The sequence below is a fragment of the Salipiger abyssi genome (assembly GCF_017311415.1).
Classification (GTDB): Bacteria; Pseudomonadota; Alphaproteobacteria; order Rhodobacterales; family Rhodobacteraceae; genus Salipiger; species Salipiger abyssi_A.
Genome location: NZ_JAEKIS010000002.1, coordinates 208,974 through 225,098 on the forward strand (window position 1 = coordinate 208,974; position 16,125 = coordinate 225,098).

The following is a 16,125-nucleotide window of genomic DNA, read 5'->3' on the forward strand; positions in this document are numbered from 1 at the left end:
CAACGAGTAGGACCTTCACCTTGACCCTGCCCTTCGACGGCGCCATCAGCGCCTTTTTCGAGAATGACGCGCCCGAAGAGATCCGCAACGCGCTGAAACGCGCCGACAAGGACGAGATCCTCTCCAGTTCCTACCCCTATTCCGAGGAGATGAAGAAAAAGGCGTATCAGAAGGAGATGGACGCGCTCCAGATCGAGCTGGTCAAGATGCAGAGCTGGGCCAAGGCCACCGGCCAGCGCGTCGCCATGGTCTTCGAGGGCCGCGACGCCGCCGGCAAGGGCGGCACGATCAAGCGCTTCCGCGAAAACCTCAATCCGCGCGGCGCCCGCGTGGTGGCGCTGTCGAAACCCTCCGACACCGAGGCGACGCAATGGTATTTCCAGCGCTATATCGACCATCTGCCGGCGGGCGGCGAGATCGTGTTTTATGACCGCAGCTGGTACAATCGCGGCGTGGTGGAAAAGGTCTTCGATTTCTGCACCGAGGCGCAGCGCGAGCATTTCTTCGCTCAGGTGGTGGAGTTCGAGAAGATGCTGGTGGAAGAAGGCATCCGCGTCTTCAAGTTCTGGCTCAATGTCGGCCGCGCCGAACAGCTCCGCCGCTTCATGGAGCGCGAACGCGATCCGCTGAAACAGTGGAAACTGAGCTGGATCGACGTCGAGGGGCTGAAGAAATGGGACGCCTACAGCGCCGCGATCTCCGAGACGCTCTCGCGCTCGCATTGCCCCGAGGCGCCCTGGACGGTGATCCGCTCCGATGACAAGAAACGCGCCCGGCTGGCGGCGATCCGCCATGTGCTGAGCCATCTCGATTACGAGAACAAGGACGAGAAGGCGGTGGGCGCGACGGATACGAAAATCGCCGGGGGCCCCGAGCTCTGGGAAAGCTGATGGGCAAGCGCGGCTATCATCACGGCAATCTGCGCCAGGCGCTCGTCGATGCGGCGCTGGCGCTGATCGAGCAGAAGGGGCCGACCGGCTTCACTCTGTCGGAGGCGGCGAAACAGGCCGGCGTCACCCCGGCGGCGGTCTATCGCCATTTCGCCGGGCGCGAGGATCTGATCGCCGAGGCCGCCCGCCAAGGCTATGCGATCTTCGCCGATGTGATGCAATACGCCTATGACAAGGGCCAGCCCTCGGCGCTGGCCGCCTTCGAGGCCACGGGCCGCGCCTATCTCGCCTTCGCGCGCAAATATCCCGGCCATTACATCGCCATGTTCGAAAGCGGCATCTCGGTGAACCATTCGCCCGAACTGGCGGCCGTCTCGGCCCGCGCCCGCGGCGTGCAGGAACGCGCCGCCGCCGAGCTGTCGCAACATATCCCGCCCGGCAAGCGCCCGCCGCCCTCCATGGTCTCGGCGCATATCTGGGCGCTCTCCCACGGCGTGGTCGAGCTTTTCGCCCGAAACTCGCCCGGCACCCAGTCGCCCTTCCCGCCCGAGGCGCTGCTCGAATCCGGCATCGGGATCTATCTGCGCGGCCTCGGCCTGCTGCCGCCCGACACCTGAGGGCTTGGCGCCGCGCCCCGGTGCCTGTAGGTCTTCCATTGGCCCTGAAATATCCCGGGGAGTCACGGCCCCGCCGTGACGGGGCAGCGCCCCAACCCGGCCCGACCGTCAAAGCCCGCGATATGCCCCAGAAGACTTTCCTGCTCTGCCCCGGCGCCTCGAAATCCGGCACCACCTGGATCCGCACCTATCTCGGCGATGCCGAAGGCGCCGATATGGGCCCGCTTGGCGAGATGCAGGTCTGGGATGCGGCCACGGTGCCGGAAAAGGCTCATTTCCTCATGCCCGAGCCGCCCACGTTCCGCCGTGTGCAATTCGCTTTGGCCCGACGCCTCGGTCTGCCCTTGCGCGGCAAGGAGCTGCGCTGGTTCCTGCAACAGGATCTTACACGCTACATCCCCTATTTCACCGGGCTGCTCGACCGCACAGGCATCCGCCTCACCGGCGACGTGACCCCTGGCTATGCCGCGCTCACGGCGGACACGCTGCGCCGCATCGACGAGGAGTTTGCCGGCGAAGGCGTGACGGTAAAGACCGTCTTCACCCTGCGCGACCCGATCGAGCGGGCATGGTCGCTGCTCAAGATGTATCGCCGCAAGAGCAAGCTCTCGGACGATCTCGCCGACCGCGAGGCATTTCTGGCGATTTTCGCCCCCGGCGGCCGTGGCACCACCGATCCAGACTATCACGTCACGCTGTCATGTCTCGACAAGGTTTTCCCGAAAAACCGTCAGTTCGTCACGCTTTACGAGACGCTCTTCACGCCGGAGACGATCACAGCGCTCTCCGCCTATATCGGCATCGCCGCCCGTCCCGAGGCCGGTGGCGCGGCGGTCAACGCCGCCGGCGACCGCAGCGCGCTGCCCGAAGGGCTCGCCGAACAGGTCTTCCCGAGCTTTGCGAAGGACTATGAAGCCGTGCTGAAACGGCTGCCCCGGGCGGAAACGCTCTGGCCGCACGCGCATCTGCTCTGACCCCGCACCGGCAGAGATTTTTCGTACGAAAAATCTCAAGGCCCCCGGCAAATGCAAAAGGGCCGCCCCAGCGGGCGGCCCTTCGCAATTCCGTGCCGAAGAAATATCAGCGCTTCGAGAACTGGAAGCTGCGGCGCGCCTTGCGCTTACCGAATTTCTTCCGCTCGACCACACGGCTGTCGCGGGTCAGGAAGCCTGCCGCTTTCAGCGCGCCGCGCAGCGACGGATCGTAAAGCTGGAGCGCTTTCGAGATGCCGTGTTTGACCGCGCCGGCCTGACCGGACAGGCCACCGCCCTTGACGGTCGCCATCACGTCGAACTGGTCCTCGACACCGGCTACGCTGAACGGCTGGCGCAGGATCATCTGCAACACCGGACGGGCGAAATAGGTGTTCAGCTCCTTGCCGTTCACCGTCACCTTGCCCGAGCCCGGCTTGATCCAGACGCGGGCGACCGCGTCCTTCCGCTTGCCGGTGGCATAGGAGCGGCCCAGCTCGTCGCGGACGGGCTCGCGCGGTTCGTCAAAGACTTCCGGGGCGGCTTCGATGCCTGCGGCGGCGCCCAGTTCTTCCAGAGAGTTGATCTGTTCGGCCATGATTACACCCGGGTGTTCTTTTTGTTCATCGACTTGACGTCCAGCACATCCGGCGTCTGCGCCTCGTGCGGATGCTCGGCGCCGGCATAGATGCGCAGGTTGGTCAGCTGCTGGCGCGCCAGACGGTTGCCCGGCAGCATGCGCTTGACGGCCTGGAAGACGACCCGCTCGGGATGCGCGCCTTCGAGGATCTGGGCCTTGGTGCGGGACTTGATGCCGCCCGGGTGACCGGTGTGCCAGTAGAAGTTTTCCTCACGCTTCTTGCCGGTCATCTGCACCTTGTCGGCGTTGATGACGATGACATTGTCGCCCATATCCATATGGGGCGTGAAGGTGGCCTTGTGCTTGCCACGCAGACGCATGGCGACGATCGAAGCGAGACGGCCGAGAACGACGCCTTCCGCGTCGATCACGATCCATTTCTTCTCGATGTCTGCCGGAGTCGCAGAGAAGGTTTTCATCGTGGGTGCCCTTGAGCTTGTAGTGACGGGGCCCGTGCGGGGCCCGAATTCCGATTGCGCGGTTATACGCGCCGGGAAACACCAGTCAAGGGACACGCATCCGAATTAAAAAAGCAAAAACAATAACTTAAAATTATGGTATCAATATACCCCAAATTTCAGGGCAGTTTTCAGACCAGAATCTGCTCCGGCGGGTTGTCGAGCAGCCGGCGCAGCCGCGCCAGTGCCGCCTCGAAATCCGCCAGCGCCACCTGGGCGTTCATGCCGATCCGCACCGCATGCGGGGAAAAGCCGTTGCGCGGGGCGAAATCCTCGCCCGGGCGCACCTGCACCCCCTGCGCCTCGGCGGCGCGGCAGAAGGCGGCGGCGCGCCAGCCCGGCGGCAGCCGAAGCCAGACAAAGGGCGCGTGCTCATGCCAGCTCAGATCGTGCCCGCCCAGCACATTCAACGTCGCGCGCACGTAGACGGCATTGCGCCGGCGCACCGAGCGCACGATCTCGCGGGTCTCGTCACGCGACAGCAGATACTCCGTCAGATCCGCCAGCGGCCGCGCCAGGCCGAAAAAGCCGTTCTCCGCCACCCGGCGCAGCTCGGCGCGGCGCGATTGCGGCGCGATGGCAAAGCCGATGCGCAGCGCCGGCGTCAGGGTCTTGGAGATCGAGGAGACAAACCAGCCATGCTCGGGCAGCAGCGCGCGATAGGTGGCGTCGCGGCTCTCGCCCAGAAAGGTGCAATCGTCCTCGAGAATGTCAAAGCCGCCGCGCCGCGCCACATCGGCGATCTCGCGGCGACGCTCCGGCGGCGTCACCAGCGTGGTGGGATTGTGCAGCTCCGGCGAGGTACAGAGCAGCTGTGCCTCATGGCGCCGGGCGATCTCGGCCAGTGCGGAGGGTACAATACCGCATTCATCCATCGGGACCGATACAATCTCGGCCCGCATCAGCTCGGCGGCGCGGCGAAAGCCGGGATAGGCCAGCTCCTCGACAAGAATCACCGGGCGGCGACCGCGCAGCACCGCCTGCATGACCAGCGAGATCCCGCTCTGCGCCCCGTGCGACAGCACCACATCCTCATGCTGAAGCGCCCCCAGCGGCACCCCACCGAGCCAGCCGACCACCGCCTTGCGGGCCGGCGCGAAGGCGCGCGCCGACGGGTATTCGAGCAGCGCGCCCGCCGGGCGCTCCGCCAGTTGCGCGAGCCCCTCGTGGATCATTGCCACCTGCCCCAGATCCGGCAGCCTTGCGGTGAAAAGATTGACCATTTCGCCGCTATCCTCGGCATGGCCATAGGGCGAGGATTGGTAAATCGGCGGACGCGGCTCCTCGGTCCCGCCGACAAAGGTGCCGCGCCCGACCTCGGCGATCAGCACCTCCTCATCCGTCAGGATCGTATAGGCCCGCGCCACGGTGCCCGGCGTCATGCCCAGCCGCCAGGCCAGATCGCGCACCGGCGGCAGGCGCGTGCCCACGCTCAGCACGCCTTCGGCAATGCCCTGACGCAGCGCCGCGGCCAGCGCCCGGTATTTCGGCCCACCGTCCTGCGTGTCATACAACGCAGATATTGTATCGGTCACAATGTTTTTCTCGACGCTCATTTAGACAGAATGTATCAAGACGCCACGTAAAGCAAGGACATTGTATCAACACAATACTGGAGACGACCATGACCTCGACCACCCAAGCCCCGCTCATCGCCTATCTCGACGCGCAGCGCCCGCTGCCGCCGCAGTCGGCATTTGCGCTGCGCATCGCGGTGGCCCTGGCCAAGTGGTCGGAGCGCCGCCGCACCCGCCGCGCGCTGGCGCAGCTCGACCCGCATTTGCTGCGCGATATCGGATTGGAACGGCACGTCGCCTACAAGGAGGCGCGCCGCATGTTCTGGCAGAGCTGATCCCCGGATCTGCCGGAACCTCTTCCCCTGGGCGCGAGGCATTCCCTCGCGCCTTTTTTGCATATCGCTATCCCGCCGGCACCGGCGGAATCGCATAGGTCAGCGAGCCATGCGCCACCGGCTTCTCGGAGCCTTCGGAGAATAGCAGCACATCGGTGACGCTCAGGCTGCGGCCGATCTTCAGCACCCGCGCCTCGGCCAGAAGATCCCTGCCCGCCTCGGGCTTGCGCATGAAGTCGATCGAGCAATGGGTGGTCACGGTCAGCGGCTGCCGCCCGATGCGTGCCAGCGTCGCCACATAGGCCGCCACATCCGCCAGCGCGAACATCGACGGGCCCGAGACCGTGCCGCCGGGGCGCAGGTGATCGTCCGAGACCAGCAGCCGCATCACCAGCAGATCCTCGCCCATGCGGTCGATGCCGAACATGCCCTCGACCTGCGGAAAGACCTCCATCAGATAGGCCTCCATCTCCGGAACCGTGAATGCGAGCGCCATGCTTTCCTCCCTGTTGCCCTGCCGCTAAGCTGCCCTCAAACCCAAGGGGAGGACAAGATGGGCCTGCTGGAACGTCACGACACCGGCGCGGTCGCGCGCCTGCACATGAACGCGCCGGAGCGGCTGAACGCGCTCTCCGACGAGATGCTGGCGGCGCTTCAGGCGCAGATCGACGCGCTGGCCGAAGACCGGGCGATCCGCGCGGTGATCCTCTCGGGCGAGGGCAAGGCGTTCTGCGCCGGCCACGATCTCAAGCAGATGCAGGCGGGCCGGCAAGCGGAGGATTCGGGCCGCGCCTATTTCGCCGATCTCTTCACCCGCTGCGCCCGGGTGATGACCGGCCTGCAAAAACTGCCGCAGCCGGTGGTCGCGCAGGTGCAGGGCATCGCCACCGCCGCCGGCTGCCAGCTCGTGGCCTCCTGCGATCTGGCGGTGGCGGCCAAGGGTACGCGCTTTGGCGTCAACGGCGTGAATATCGGGCTGTTCTGCTCGACACCGATGGTGGCGCTCACCCGCAATATCGCGCCGAAACATGCCTTCGAGATGCTGACGACCGGCCGTTTCGCCGACGCCGAAGAGGCGCGACAGATGGGCCTGGTGAACCGCGTCGTGCCCGGCGATCAGCTGGTGGAGGCCGCGGAAGAGCTGGCGGCGAGCGTGGCCGGCAAGCTCGGCGCGGCGGTGAAGATTGGCAAGGAGGCGTTTTACACTCAGGCCGGGCTGCCGCTGGAGGAGGCCTATGCCTATGCCGGGCAGGTCATGGTGGAAAACATGCTCTGGCGCGATACGGATGAGGGTATTTCGGCCTTTCTCGAAAAAAGAAAACCCGATTGGGAGCAATAAGTTGCGGCTTGTGTGACCAGATCACAGACGCGGCGGCCCGGATGCGGTTAAATGCCGGCACAAGAACGGTAGACCTTTCGAAAAAGGAGAAAGACCATGTTTGCCAAGAATGTCGGCGGGATCGACAAGATCCTGCGCATTGTCGTGGGCGCCCTGCTCATCCTCGCTTATTTCCTGACGGATGGCCCCTATAGCTGGCTCTATCTGCTGGGCATCATCCCGCTGGTGACCGGGCTGCTGGGCACCTGCCCGATTTACTCGCTGCTGGGCATCAACACCTGCCCCCGGAAATAATCCGCCGGCGCGGCATCCGCGCCCGGCAAAGCTCCGCCCATGCGCACCGGTTGAGGAAACCGGGCATGGGCGGTCGGCGTTTTCCCTGCAAAGACTTTGCGAAATAAGGAGAAATGCCATGGGTCGCACCCTCGCCATCGCCCTGCTCTCGACCGTCACCGCGCTGGGCCTGCCGCTCGCCGCCAGCGCTTCCCCCAAGGGCTGCCCGCCGGGACTTGCGAAAAAGCACAATGGCTGCAACCCGCCGGGGCTGGCCAAGAAAACCGTGCGCGACCGTGACGACCGCGATCATGTCTATCGCTATCGCATCGGCGAGCGGATTTCCGACGGCTATGTTGTCCTGCGCGACCCGCGCGATTACGGGTTGGTTCCGGATTACACCTATTACCGCAGCAACGACACGGTGTACCGGGTCGATCCCGAGACCCGCAAAGTGCTCGACGTGATCGGCGCAGTCTCGGCCCTGCTGAACTGAGCCGCCGCTCATTGCTGCGCGAAAGGGGCCTGTCGCGTGACAGGCCCTTTTCACGTCATGCGCCCTATTCGGCAGCCACCCGGCCCGCCGCGAGCATCGGCTTGAGATAGTGGCCGGTATGCGAGCGCTCGACCGCCGCGACCTCTTCGGGGGTGCCGGTCGCGACGATCTCGCCGCCGCCATCGCCGCCCTCGGGGCCGATGTCGATGAGGTGGTCGGCGGTCTTGATCACGTCGAGATTGTGCTCGATCACCACCACCGTGTTGCCCTGCTCCACCAGCTCGTGCAGCACTTCGAGCAGCTTGCGCACATCCTCGAAATGCAGCCCCGTGGTGGGCTCGTCGAGAATATAGAGCGTGCGGCCCGTCGAGCGTTTCGCCAGCTCCTTCGACAGCTTCACCCGCTGCGCCTCGCCGCCCGAAAGCGTCGTCGCCTGCTGGCCCACCTTGATATAGCCGAGCCCGACGCGCATCAGCGCATCCATCTTTTCGCGGATGCTGGGCACCGCCTGGAAAAAGCCCTGCGCCTCTTCAACCGTCATATCAAGAACGTCGGCGATGCTCTTGCCCTTGAACTTGATTTCCAGCGTCTCGCGATTGTAGCGCGCGCCCTTGCAGGTCTCGCATTCGACATAGACGTCGGGCAGGAAATGCATCTCGATCTTGATGACGCCATCGCCCTGGCAGGCCTCGCAGCGCCCGCCCTTGACGTTGAACGAAAACCGCCCCGGCTTGTAGCCGCGCGCCTTGGCCTCGGGCAGCCCGGCGAACCAGTCGCGGATGGGCGTGAAGGCGCCGGTATAGGTGGCGGGGTTGGAGCGCGGCGTGCGCCCGATGGGCCGCTGGTCGATGTCGATGACCTTGTCGAGATGCTCGAACCCCTTGATCGTCTCGCAGGGCGCCGGCGTCTCGCGCGCGCCGTTGAGCTTCATCGCGGCATTCTTGTAGAGCGTCTCGATGGTCAGCGTCGACTTGCCGCCGCCCGACACACCGGTGACGCAGACGAACTTGCCCAGAGGGAAGTCGGCGGTCACCTTCTTGAGGTTGTTGCCGGTCGCCTTGACCACGGTGAGTTTCTTCTTGTTGCCCTTGCGCCGCTCCGCCGGCACGGCGATCTCGCGCGCGCCGCAGAGATACTGACCGGTGAGGCTGGCGGGATCGGCGGCAATGGCATCCGGCGTGCCGTGGCTGACCACCTGCCCGCCATGCACCCCGGCGCCGGGACCGATATCGAAGACGTAATCCGCCTGCCGGATCATGTCCTCGTCATGCTCTACCACAATCACCGTATTGCCCTGATCGCGCAGGGATTTCAGCGTGCCGATAAGGCGGTCGTTGTCACGCTGGTGCAACCCGATGGAGGGCTCGTCGAGCACATAGAGCACGCCGGTGAGGCCGGAACCGATCTGCGAGGCGAGCCGGATGCGCTGGCTCTCGCCCCCCGAGAGCGTGCCCGCCGCGCGGCTCATGGTGAGGTATTCGAGGCCCACATTGTTGAGGAAGCCCAGCCGCTCGCGGATCTCCTTGAGGATGGCGCGGGCGATCTCGTTCTTCTGGCCGGTCAGCGCGTCGGGCACGGTGCCGATCCAGGCATAGGCCTCCTTGATCGACATCTGGACCACCTGACCGATATGCAGCAGGTTGCCGGGCTTGCCGATCTTCACCGCCAGCGCCTCCTCACGCAGCCGGTAGCCGCCGCAGCTGCCGCAGGGGCGGTTGTTCTGGTAGCGCTCGAATTCCTCGCGGATCCAGTTGCTGTCGGTCTCGCGATAGCGGCGTTCCATATTGGGGATCACCCCCTCGAACACCCGCTCGACCTGATAGACCCGCCCGCCCTCATCGTAGCGGAAGGGAATCTCTTCCTTGCCGGAGCCGTAGAGAAAGACCTGCTGCACATGCGCGGGCAGATCCTTCCAGCGCTCGTTCTTGTTGAACTCGTAATGCTTGGCGATGCTCTCGATGGTTTGCAGGAAATAGGGCGATTTGCCCTTGCGCCAGGGCGCGATGGCGCCGTCGGAGATCTTCAGCGTGGCATCGGGCACCACCAGCCGTTCGTCAAAGAACAGCTCGACGCCCAGCCCGTCGCATTCCGGGCAGGCGCCGAAGGGCGCGTTGAAGGAGAACAGCCGCGGCTCGATCTCGGGGATGGTGAAGCCGCTGACCGGACAGGCGAAATTCTCCGAGAAGGTGATCCGCTCAGGGTCTCCTTCCTTCGGCGCCGTTTCCAGAATCGCGATGCCGTCGGCGAGGTCGAGCGCGGTGCGGAAACTGTCGGCGAGCCGCGTCTCCAGCCCCTCGCGCACGACGATGCGGTCGACCACCACGTCGATATCGTGGCGGAATTTCTTGTCGAGCGTGGGCGGCGTGTCGAGCTCGTAGAACTCGCCATCCACCTTGACCCGCTGGAAGCCCTGCTTGCGCAGCTCCAGGAACTCTTTCCTGTACTCGCCCTTGCGGTCGCGGATGATCGGCGCCAGCAGATAGCCGCGGGTGCCCTCCTCCATGCCCATGACCCGGTCGACCATGTCCTGCACCTGCTGCGCCTCGATGGGCTGGCCGGTGGCGGGCGAATAGGGCGTGCCGACGCGGGCGAATAGCAGACGCAGGTAGTCGTAGATCTCGGTCACCGTGCCGACGGTGGAGCGCGGGTTCTTCGACGTGGTCTTCTGCTCGATGGAAATCGCCGGCGACAGGCCCGCGATGTGATCGACATCGGGCTTTTCCATCATGTCGAGGAACTGCCGCGCATAGGCCGAGAGACTCTCGACATAGCGGCGCTGCCCCTCCGCATAGATGGTATCGAATGCCAGCGACGACTTGCCCGAGCCCGACAGGCCGGTGATCACCACCAGCTCGTCGCGGGGAATGTCGACATCGATCGATTTCAGATTGTGCTCGCGCGCGCCGCGCACTTCGATCTGCTTCAGCTCAGCCATGAGACCTCCGGATCCGGATGCACGTTACATAGGCGAAAGCGCCGGGATCGCCAATCGCAAAATGAGAACATAGCGCGAACTTGAACGCGGCGCCTTTACATTCTTGAATTTGAATGCATATCGCTTGTGCAACCGAGCCGATGGAGATGCCGATGTTCGCCTTTCTGACCGGAAACCGCGCCGCGCGGATGAGCGCCGAGGAGGCGGTGCAGAAATCGCGCAGAGGCGATGTGGTGGTGATCGACATTCGCGACGGATCGGAGCTGGCGGCCACCGGCAAGGCGAAAGGCGCGCTGCATGTGCCGATGGCGGCGCTGGCGATGCGCTGCGATCCGCATAGCCCGGACTGCCTGCCCGAACTCAGATCCGGCAAGCCCATCGCGGTCTATTGCGCCAGCGGCGCGCGCTCGGGCATGGCCTGCGGGACGCTGCGGCGCCTGGGCCATGCGGCGGTGCACAATATCGGCGGGCTGGCGAAGTGGCAGCGCGCCGGGGGCGAGATCACCCGCTGAGCGCTGACGCAAGATCCTTCGAAGGATCTTGCAAATCTCTTCGAAGAGATTTGTCGCGGCCTCACCGGTAGAGCAGCGATGTCCCCTCGGCGAAGAGATGCACCTTGGAGGGATCGGCGGCCAGCCCGACCTCATCGCCGCGCAGTCCCTTGTGGATACCCGGCAGCTTGGCGATGACCGGCTCCTTCGCGCCTTCGTCCGCCGCAAAATGCAGCAGCGTCACCTCGCCGAGCGCCTCGGTCATCTCGACCTTGCCGCGATAGAGCGCCGCCTGCTGCGCAATGGTGAAATCCTCCGGCCGGATGCCGACATTGACCTTCAGCCCCAGATCGGCCTCGGTGCTCGGCACATCCGATACAGCCGTGCCGCCGCCGGCGAGCTTTACCTTGGTGCGGGTGCCGGTGCCGGTGATCTCGCCCGGCAGCAGGTTCATCGCCGGGGAGCCGATGAACTGCGCCACGAATTCGGACTTCGGCGTCTCGTAAAGCTCCAGCGGCGCGCCGACCTGCGCGATGCCCTTGTTGGCCAGCACCACGATACGGTCGGCCAGCGTCATCGCCTCGACCTGATCGTGGGTCACATAGATCATCGTGCGGTCCGGCATCGCCTCCTTGAGCTGGGCGATCTCGATCCGCGTCGCCACCCGCAGCGCCGCGTCGAGATTGGAGAGCGGCTCGTCGAAGAGATAGACCTTGGGGTCGCGCACGATGGCCCGCCCGATGGCGACGCGCTGGCGCTGCCCGCCCGAAAGCGCCTTGGGCAGCCGGTCGAGATAGGGCTCCAGTTGCAGCATCTTCGCCGCCCGCTCCACCGAGGCCGTGATCTCCTCCTTGGATTTCTTGGCGATCTGGAGCGCAAAGGCCATATTGTCGCGCACGGTCATATGGGGGTAGAGCGCGTAGCTCTGGAACACCATGGCAATGCCGCGCTGCGCCGGCGGCACGTCGTTGACCTTCTGCCCGTCGATCTCCAGCGTGCCGGCGGTGATCTTCTCCAGCCCCGCGATCATCCGCAGCAGCGTGGACTTGCCGCAGCCCGATGGCCCGACAAAGACGATCAGCTCGCCCGCCTCGATATCGAGGTCGATATGCTTGAGCACCTCGACCGTGCCGCCATAGGTCTTGCCCACATCGCTCAGTTTCAGATCGGCCATCGGCGCCTCCTCCCCGTTATTGCTTCAGTGCCAGCACGGGCTGCCAGCGCCCGAAATGCAGCTTGCCATCCGGTGCCGGCCCCGCCGAGCCCAGCTCGCCGCCGACCTGATGCCAGCGGCCCGCCGGCGCCTCGACGGTCACCGGCGCGTCGCCGATATTGAAGGCGCAGAACAGCTCTTCGCGGTCGAGACAGCGGCGGAAGGTCAGCACCGTGCCCTCGCAGCAGACCTCGGAAATCGCGCCGGTCTTCAGCGCTTCATGGCTGTGGCGGAAAGCGATGGCGCGGCGATAATGGTGCAGCATCGCCAGCGGATCCTTTTCCTGATCCGCCACGGTGCGGCTGAGATGATCGTGGCTCACCGGCAGCCAGGGTTTCATATTGCTGCTGAACCCGCCATTAAGCGCATTCCCGTCCCAGACCATCGGCGTGCGGCTGCCGTCGCGCCCCTTGAAGGCCGGCCAGAAGCGCTTGCCATACGGATCCTGGATGTCCTCGAAGCTCAGCACCGCCTCGGGCAGCCCCAGCTCCTCGCCCTGGTAGAGACAGGCCGAGCCGCGCAGGCACATCATCAGCGTCATGTAGAGCCGCGCCGCCTCCTCCGGAATGTTCCAGCGGGTGATGTGGCGCACCACATCGTGGTTGGAGAACGCCCAGCAGGCCCAGCCGCCCGGCGCCTTCTCCTCCACATCGTCCATGACCTGCTTGATATAGGCCGCCGTCGGCGCATGATCCGAGAGCAGCTCGAAAGCATAGGACATGTGCAGATGTTTGTCGCCGCGGGTGTAATCGCCCAGCACCTCGAGCCCGCGCTGATCCTCGCCGATCTCGCCCACCGCCGCGGCGTCGTAGCCGTTCATCAGCTCGCGCAGACGCGCGAGGAAATTGAGATTCTCCGGCTGGGTCTTGTCGTAGAGATGGTTCTGCCAGGTATAGGGGTTCACCGCCGGCGCGGTGATCGGGTTGCGCTCTTCGGGCGCGAGCGCAGGATTGTCGCGCAACTGCTTGTCATGCGTATAGAAATTCACCGTATCGAGGCGGAACCCGTCGACCCCCCGGTCGAGCCAGAACTTCGCCACGTCGAGCAGCGCGTCCTGCAACGCCGGCTCGTGGAAATTCATGTCCGGCTGCTCGGTGAGGAAATTGTGCAGGTAATACTGGCAGCGCGTCGGATCCCATTGCCAGGATGAGCCGCCGAAGATCGACAGCCAGTTGTTGGGCGGCGTGCCGTCGGGCTTGGCATCGGCCCAGACATACCAGTTGGCGCGCGGGTTGTCCCTGGAGGAGCGGCTTTCCTTGAACCACGGGTGTTCGATGGAGCTGTGCGACATCACCAGATCCATCAGCACCTTGAGCCCCAGCATATGGGCGCTGCGGATCACCTCGTCGAAATCCGACAGCGTGCCGAACATCGGATCGACATCGCAGTAATCGCTCACATCGTAGCCGAAATCATGCATCGGCGAGCGGAAGAAGGGCGAGATCCACACCGCATCGACCCCCAGCGAGGCCACATAAGGCAGCCGCTGCGCGATGCCGAGCAGATCGCCCACCCCGTCGCCATTGCTGTCCTGAAAGCTGCGCGGGTAGATCTGGTAGATCACCGCGCCGCGCCACCAGTCGGGGTCTTTCTTGAGGTAGCGGTTGGCCGCGCTCATGTCCGGCATCTCGGTCATTTCGTCGTGTCGTCCTTGTTATTTCACCGAGCCGGCCAGCAGGCCGCGCACCAGGTATTTCTGCATTGCGAAGAAGACCAGCAGCGGCACCGCGATGGAGACAAAGGCGGCGGCCGCCAGAATGCCCCAGTCGCCCCCGCGCGAGCCCAGAAGATCGTCGGCGATCTTGACCGTCATCACCCAGCTTTCGCTGTTCGACGGCAGGAACACCTTGGCGACCAGCAGGTCGTTCCAGGTCCAGAGGAACTGGAAGATGGCAAAGCTGGCGAGCGCCGGGAAGCTGAGCGGCAGCACGATCCGGGTGAAGACCTGGAAATCGGTGGCGCCGTCGACCTTGGCGCTTTCGATGATGTCGCGCGGCAGCCCCACCATGTAATTGCGCAGGATATAGACCGCCAGCGGCAGGCCGAACCCGGTATGGGCCAGCCAGATCCCGAGGAAGCTCTGCCCGATGCCGATCTCGTTATGCAGCGTCAGCATCGGCACCAGCGCCAGTTGCAGCGGCACCACCAGCAGCCCGACGACAATGGCCACCAGCCAGCCGCGCCCCGGGAAATCCATCCAGGCCAGCGCGTAGGCGGCGAAGGCGGCAATCAGGATCGGGATCACAGTCGCCGGGATCGTCACCGTCAGCGTGTTGATAAAGGCCTGATCCATATTGTTCGAGGTCAGGATCGTCTCGTAATTCTGCAAACCGAAATCGGGCGGCTGTGTCGACACGACATAGAGCGCCGGCGCCCGCCTCGGCTCGCTGGCCTGCCGCCAGACGTAATCGCCATTGGGCTGCATGGTCAGCGCCCGGTCGATCGTATAGCTCTGCACCGCGCGCCCGTCCTCGTCGGTCTCGGGGATCTCGGGCGTGCCGTCCACGGGCCAGGCGGTCTCGTAATTCTCGGTATCCGGCTCGCCCTCCTCGTCCAGCACTTCGAGCTTCAGCCGGCCATAGGTCTGGCCCGCCTCCGCCGCGCCCGGGTCGCGCGAGGTGATCCCGAAGGCGGCGACAGACCCGCTGCCATCCGCACCAAAGACATTGCCCGAGACCACGTAGAGATCCCCCTCCTGCGTCACGTCGCCCATCTCGGGCGTGATGCGTACCGCCTGTTCCACCGGGAACAGCGCCAGCCACCAGCCGGTTTCCGAGATCTGGTCGCGGTCGCGGAAGGACGACACCAAAAGCCCGATGGTCGGGATCAGCCAGAGTACCACCAGCACCAGCACACTGAGATTGGTGACGATGGAGAGCCCGCTTTTCTTACCCGCGATATTGTCCATCTTTACAGCTCCCTGCGTGCCTGGCGGATGTTCCAGATCATCACCGGCGTGACGATCACCATGATCACAAAGGCCACAGCCGTGGCGCGGCCGTCATCGCGGAACATGTAATCCATCATGTAGCTGGGCAGGATCTCGGTATCGAAATTGCCCCCCGTCATCGTGTAGACGATGTCAAAGACCTTGAGCGTCAGGAAAGTGATGGTGGTCCAGACCACCACGATGGTGCCGGCGATCTGCGGCACCTTGATGCGAAAGAAGATCTGGAACGGGTTGGCGCCGTCGATGATCGCCGCCTCGATGGTTTCCTCGGGAATGCCGCGCAGCGCCGCCGACAGGATCACCATGGCGAAACCGGTCTGCATCCAGACCATGATGAACATGATGAAGAAGTTGTTCCAGAACGGGATCTGCATCGGGTCCACCGGGGCGGCGCCGAAATAGTCGCGGATGGCGTTGATGATGCCGATATCGGGATCGGCGGCATAGACGAATTTCCAGATCAGCGAGGCGCCGACAAAGCTGATGGCCATGGGCATGAAGATCAGCGATTTCGCGATATTGCCCCATTTCAGCCGGTCGGTGAGCTGCGCCACCAGCAGGCCGAAAAACGTCGCACCGGCGGGCACGAAGACCACCCAGAGGAAATTGTTGAAGAGAGCGACGCGGAACCCGTGCTCGGCAAACATCTGCACGTAATTGCCGAAGCCCACGAATTCATTGCCCGAGCGGTTGTAGAGCGAGCGCAGAAAGCTGCCCACCACCGGATAGACGAGATAGAGCCCCAGCGCGAGGATCGCCGGCAGCAGGAAGAGCCAAGGGCGCACCATGGTGGCGCGGCGGATATTGCGGCCCTGATCGTCGGTTTTCGGGGGAAAGATCACGCGGTCGAGCAGGATGTTCGAGGCGTAGAAATAGCCGATACAGCCGCCCACCCCGATAATGATGGTGAGAATGCCCTGAACGATTGGCGACATGCGCGATCTCCTCCCTGAGCCATGACCCGCGCCCCTTGGGAGCGCGGATCATGAAGCTTGAGTTA

At 64.5% G+C, this 16,125-nt stretch carries 17 protein-coding genes; 8 read left to right on the plus strand and 9 right to left on the minus strand.

Annotated features, from left to right (window positions below):
- Positions 1 to 20 precede the first annotated feature (20 nt).
- The 3 genes from ppk2 (at position 21) to I6N89_RS04360 (ending at position 2,481) form a co-directional block, all read left to right on the plus strand.
- Positions 21 to 890, plus strand: a complete 870-nt coding sequence (ppk2, locus tag I6N89_RS04350; protein ID WP_207016993.1) for a polyphosphate kinase 2 — start codon at positions 21 to 23, stop codon at positions 888 to 890.
- Complete coding sequence (locus tag I6N89_RS04355) at positions 890 to 1,507, plus strand: TetR/AcrR family transcriptional regulator (RefSeq protein ID WP_207016994.1); 618 nt, start codon at positions 890 to 892, stop codon at positions 1,505 to 1,507. Before ppk2 ends, I6N89_RS04355 begins: the two co-directional genes overlap by 1 nt.
- A gap of 122 nt (positions 1,508 to 1,629) precedes the next feature.
- A complete protein-coding gene (locus I6N89_RS04360; protein ID WP_207016995.1) occupies positions 1,630 to 2,481 on the plus strand; it encodes a sulfotransferase family protein in 852 nt (283 codons plus the stop codon).
- A gap of 106 nt (positions 2,482 to 2,587) precedes the next feature.
- Here I6N89_RS04360 and rpsI read toward each other — a convergent pair whose 3' ends face one another.
- From rpsI to I6N89_RS04375, 3 genes are all read right to left on the minus strand, one after another.
- Entirely contained in the window at positions 2,588 to 3,076 is a 489-nt protein-coding gene (gene rpsI, locus I6N89_RS04365) for a 30S ribosomal protein S9 (RefSeq protein ID WP_207016996.1), read from the minus strand.
- Between the two features lie 2 nt (positions 3,077 to 3,078).
- Positions 3,079 to 3,537 carry a 50S ribosomal protein L13 gene (rplM, locus tag I6N89_RS04370; RefSeq protein WP_076704788.1) on the minus strand — a complete coding sequence of 153 codons (459 nt, stop codon included), beginning with the start codon at positions 3,535 to 3,537 and terminating at the stop codon, positions 3,079 to 3,081.
- A 170-nt stretch (positions 3,538 to 3,707) separates the two neighbouring features.
- On the minus strand, positions 3,708 to 5,132 hold the full coding sequence (locus I6N89_RS04375; RefSeq protein ID WP_207016997.1) for a PLP-dependent aminotransferase family protein: 1,425 nt from the start codon (positions 5,130 to 5,132) through the stop codon (positions 3,708 to 3,710).
- Positions 5,133 to 5,200: 68 nt separating this feature from the next.
- On the opposite strand from I6N89_RS04375, the gene I6N89_RS04380 reads away from it, so the two are divergent.
- Positions 5,201 to 5,428, plus strand: a complete 228-nt coding sequence (locus I6N89_RS04380; protein WP_207016998.1) for a DUF1127 domain-containing protein — start codon at positions 5,201 to 5,203, stop codon at positions 5,426 to 5,428.
- Between the two features lie 67 nt (positions 5,429 to 5,495).
- Here I6N89_RS04380 and I6N89_RS04385 read toward each other — a convergent pair whose 3' ends face one another.
- Positions 5,496 to 5,924, minus strand: a complete 429-nt coding sequence (locus tag I6N89_RS04385) for a PaaI family thioesterase (protein WP_207016999.1) — start codon at positions 5,922 to 5,924, stop codon at positions 5,496 to 5,498.
- A 57-nt stretch (positions 5,925 to 5,981) separates the two neighbouring features.
- On the opposite strand from I6N89_RS04385, the gene I6N89_RS04390 reads away from it, so the two are divergent.
- From I6N89_RS04390 to I6N89_RS04400, 3 genes are all read left to right on the plus strand, one after another.
- Positions 5,982 to 6,767, plus strand: coding sequence for an enoyl-CoA hydratase (locus I6N89_RS04390; protein ID WP_207017000.1), 786 nt, complete (start codon positions 5,982 to 5,984; stop codon positions 6,765 to 6,767).
- A gap of 96 nt (positions 6,768 to 6,863) precedes the next feature.
- Complete coding sequence (locus tag I6N89_RS04395) at positions 6,864 to 7,061, plus strand: YgaP family membrane protein (RefSeq protein ID WP_207017001.1); 198 nt, start codon at positions 6,864 to 6,866, stop codon at positions 7,059 to 7,061.
- Between the two features lie 118 nt (positions 7,062 to 7,179).
- Positions 7,180 to 7,536, plus strand: coding sequence for an excinuclease ABC subunit A (locus I6N89_RS04400; RefSeq protein WP_207017002.1), 357 nt, complete (start codon positions 7,180 to 7,182; stop codon positions 7,534 to 7,536).
- A gap of 64 nt (positions 7,537 to 7,600) precedes the next feature.
- Here the strand turns inward: I6N89_RS04400 and uvrA are convergent, their stop codons facing one another.
- Positions 7,601 to 10,471, minus strand: a complete 2,871-nt coding sequence (uvrA, locus tag I6N89_RS04405; protein WP_207017003.1) for an excinuclease ABC subunit UvrA — start codon at positions 10,469 to 10,471, stop codon at positions 7,601 to 7,603.
- 152 nt (positions 10,472 to 10,623) lie between these two features.
- Here uvrA and I6N89_RS04410 point away from each other — a divergent pair, with 152 nt between their 5' ends.
- Positions 10,624 to 10,983 carry a rhodanese-like domain-containing protein gene (locus I6N89_RS04410; protein WP_207017004.1) on the plus strand — a complete coding sequence of 120 codons (360 nt, stop codon included), beginning with the start codon at positions 10,624 to 10,626 and terminating at the stop codon, positions 10,981 to 10,983.
- A gap of 61 nt (positions 10,984 to 11,044) precedes the next feature.
- Here the strand turns inward: I6N89_RS04410 and I6N89_RS04415 are convergent, their stop codons facing one another.
- From I6N89_RS04415 to I6N89_RS04430, 4 genes are read right to left on the minus strand one after another with little or no spacing between them, the layout of a single operon-like run.
- Positions 11,045 to 12,136, minus strand: coding sequence for an ABC transporter ATP-binding protein (locus I6N89_RS04415; protein ID WP_207017005.1), 1,092 nt, complete (start codon positions 12,134 to 12,136; stop codon positions 11,045 to 11,047).
- A 16-nt stretch (positions 12,137 to 12,152) separates the two neighbouring features.
- Positions 12,153 to 13,811: an alpha-amylase family glycosyl hydrolase gene (locus I6N89_RS04420; RefSeq protein WP_207017006.1), complete on the minus strand. Its 1,659-nt coding sequence runs from the start codon at positions 13,809 to 13,811 to the stop codon at positions 12,153 to 12,155.
- A gap of 18 nt (positions 13,812 to 13,829) precedes the next feature.
- Positions 13,830 to 15,083: a carbohydrate ABC transporter permease gene (locus tag I6N89_RS04425; RefSeq protein ID WP_207017007.1), complete on the minus strand. Its 1,254-nt coding sequence runs from the start codon at positions 15,081 to 15,083 to the stop codon at positions 13,830 to 13,832.
- A gap of 2 nt (positions 15,084 to 15,085) precedes the next feature.
- Positions 15,086 to 16,060, minus strand: a complete 975-nt coding sequence (locus I6N89_RS04430) for a carbohydrate ABC transporter permease (protein ID WP_207017008.1) — start codon at positions 16,058 to 16,060, stop codon at positions 15,086 to 15,088.
- Positions 16,061 to 16,125: the final 65 nt, after the last annotated feature.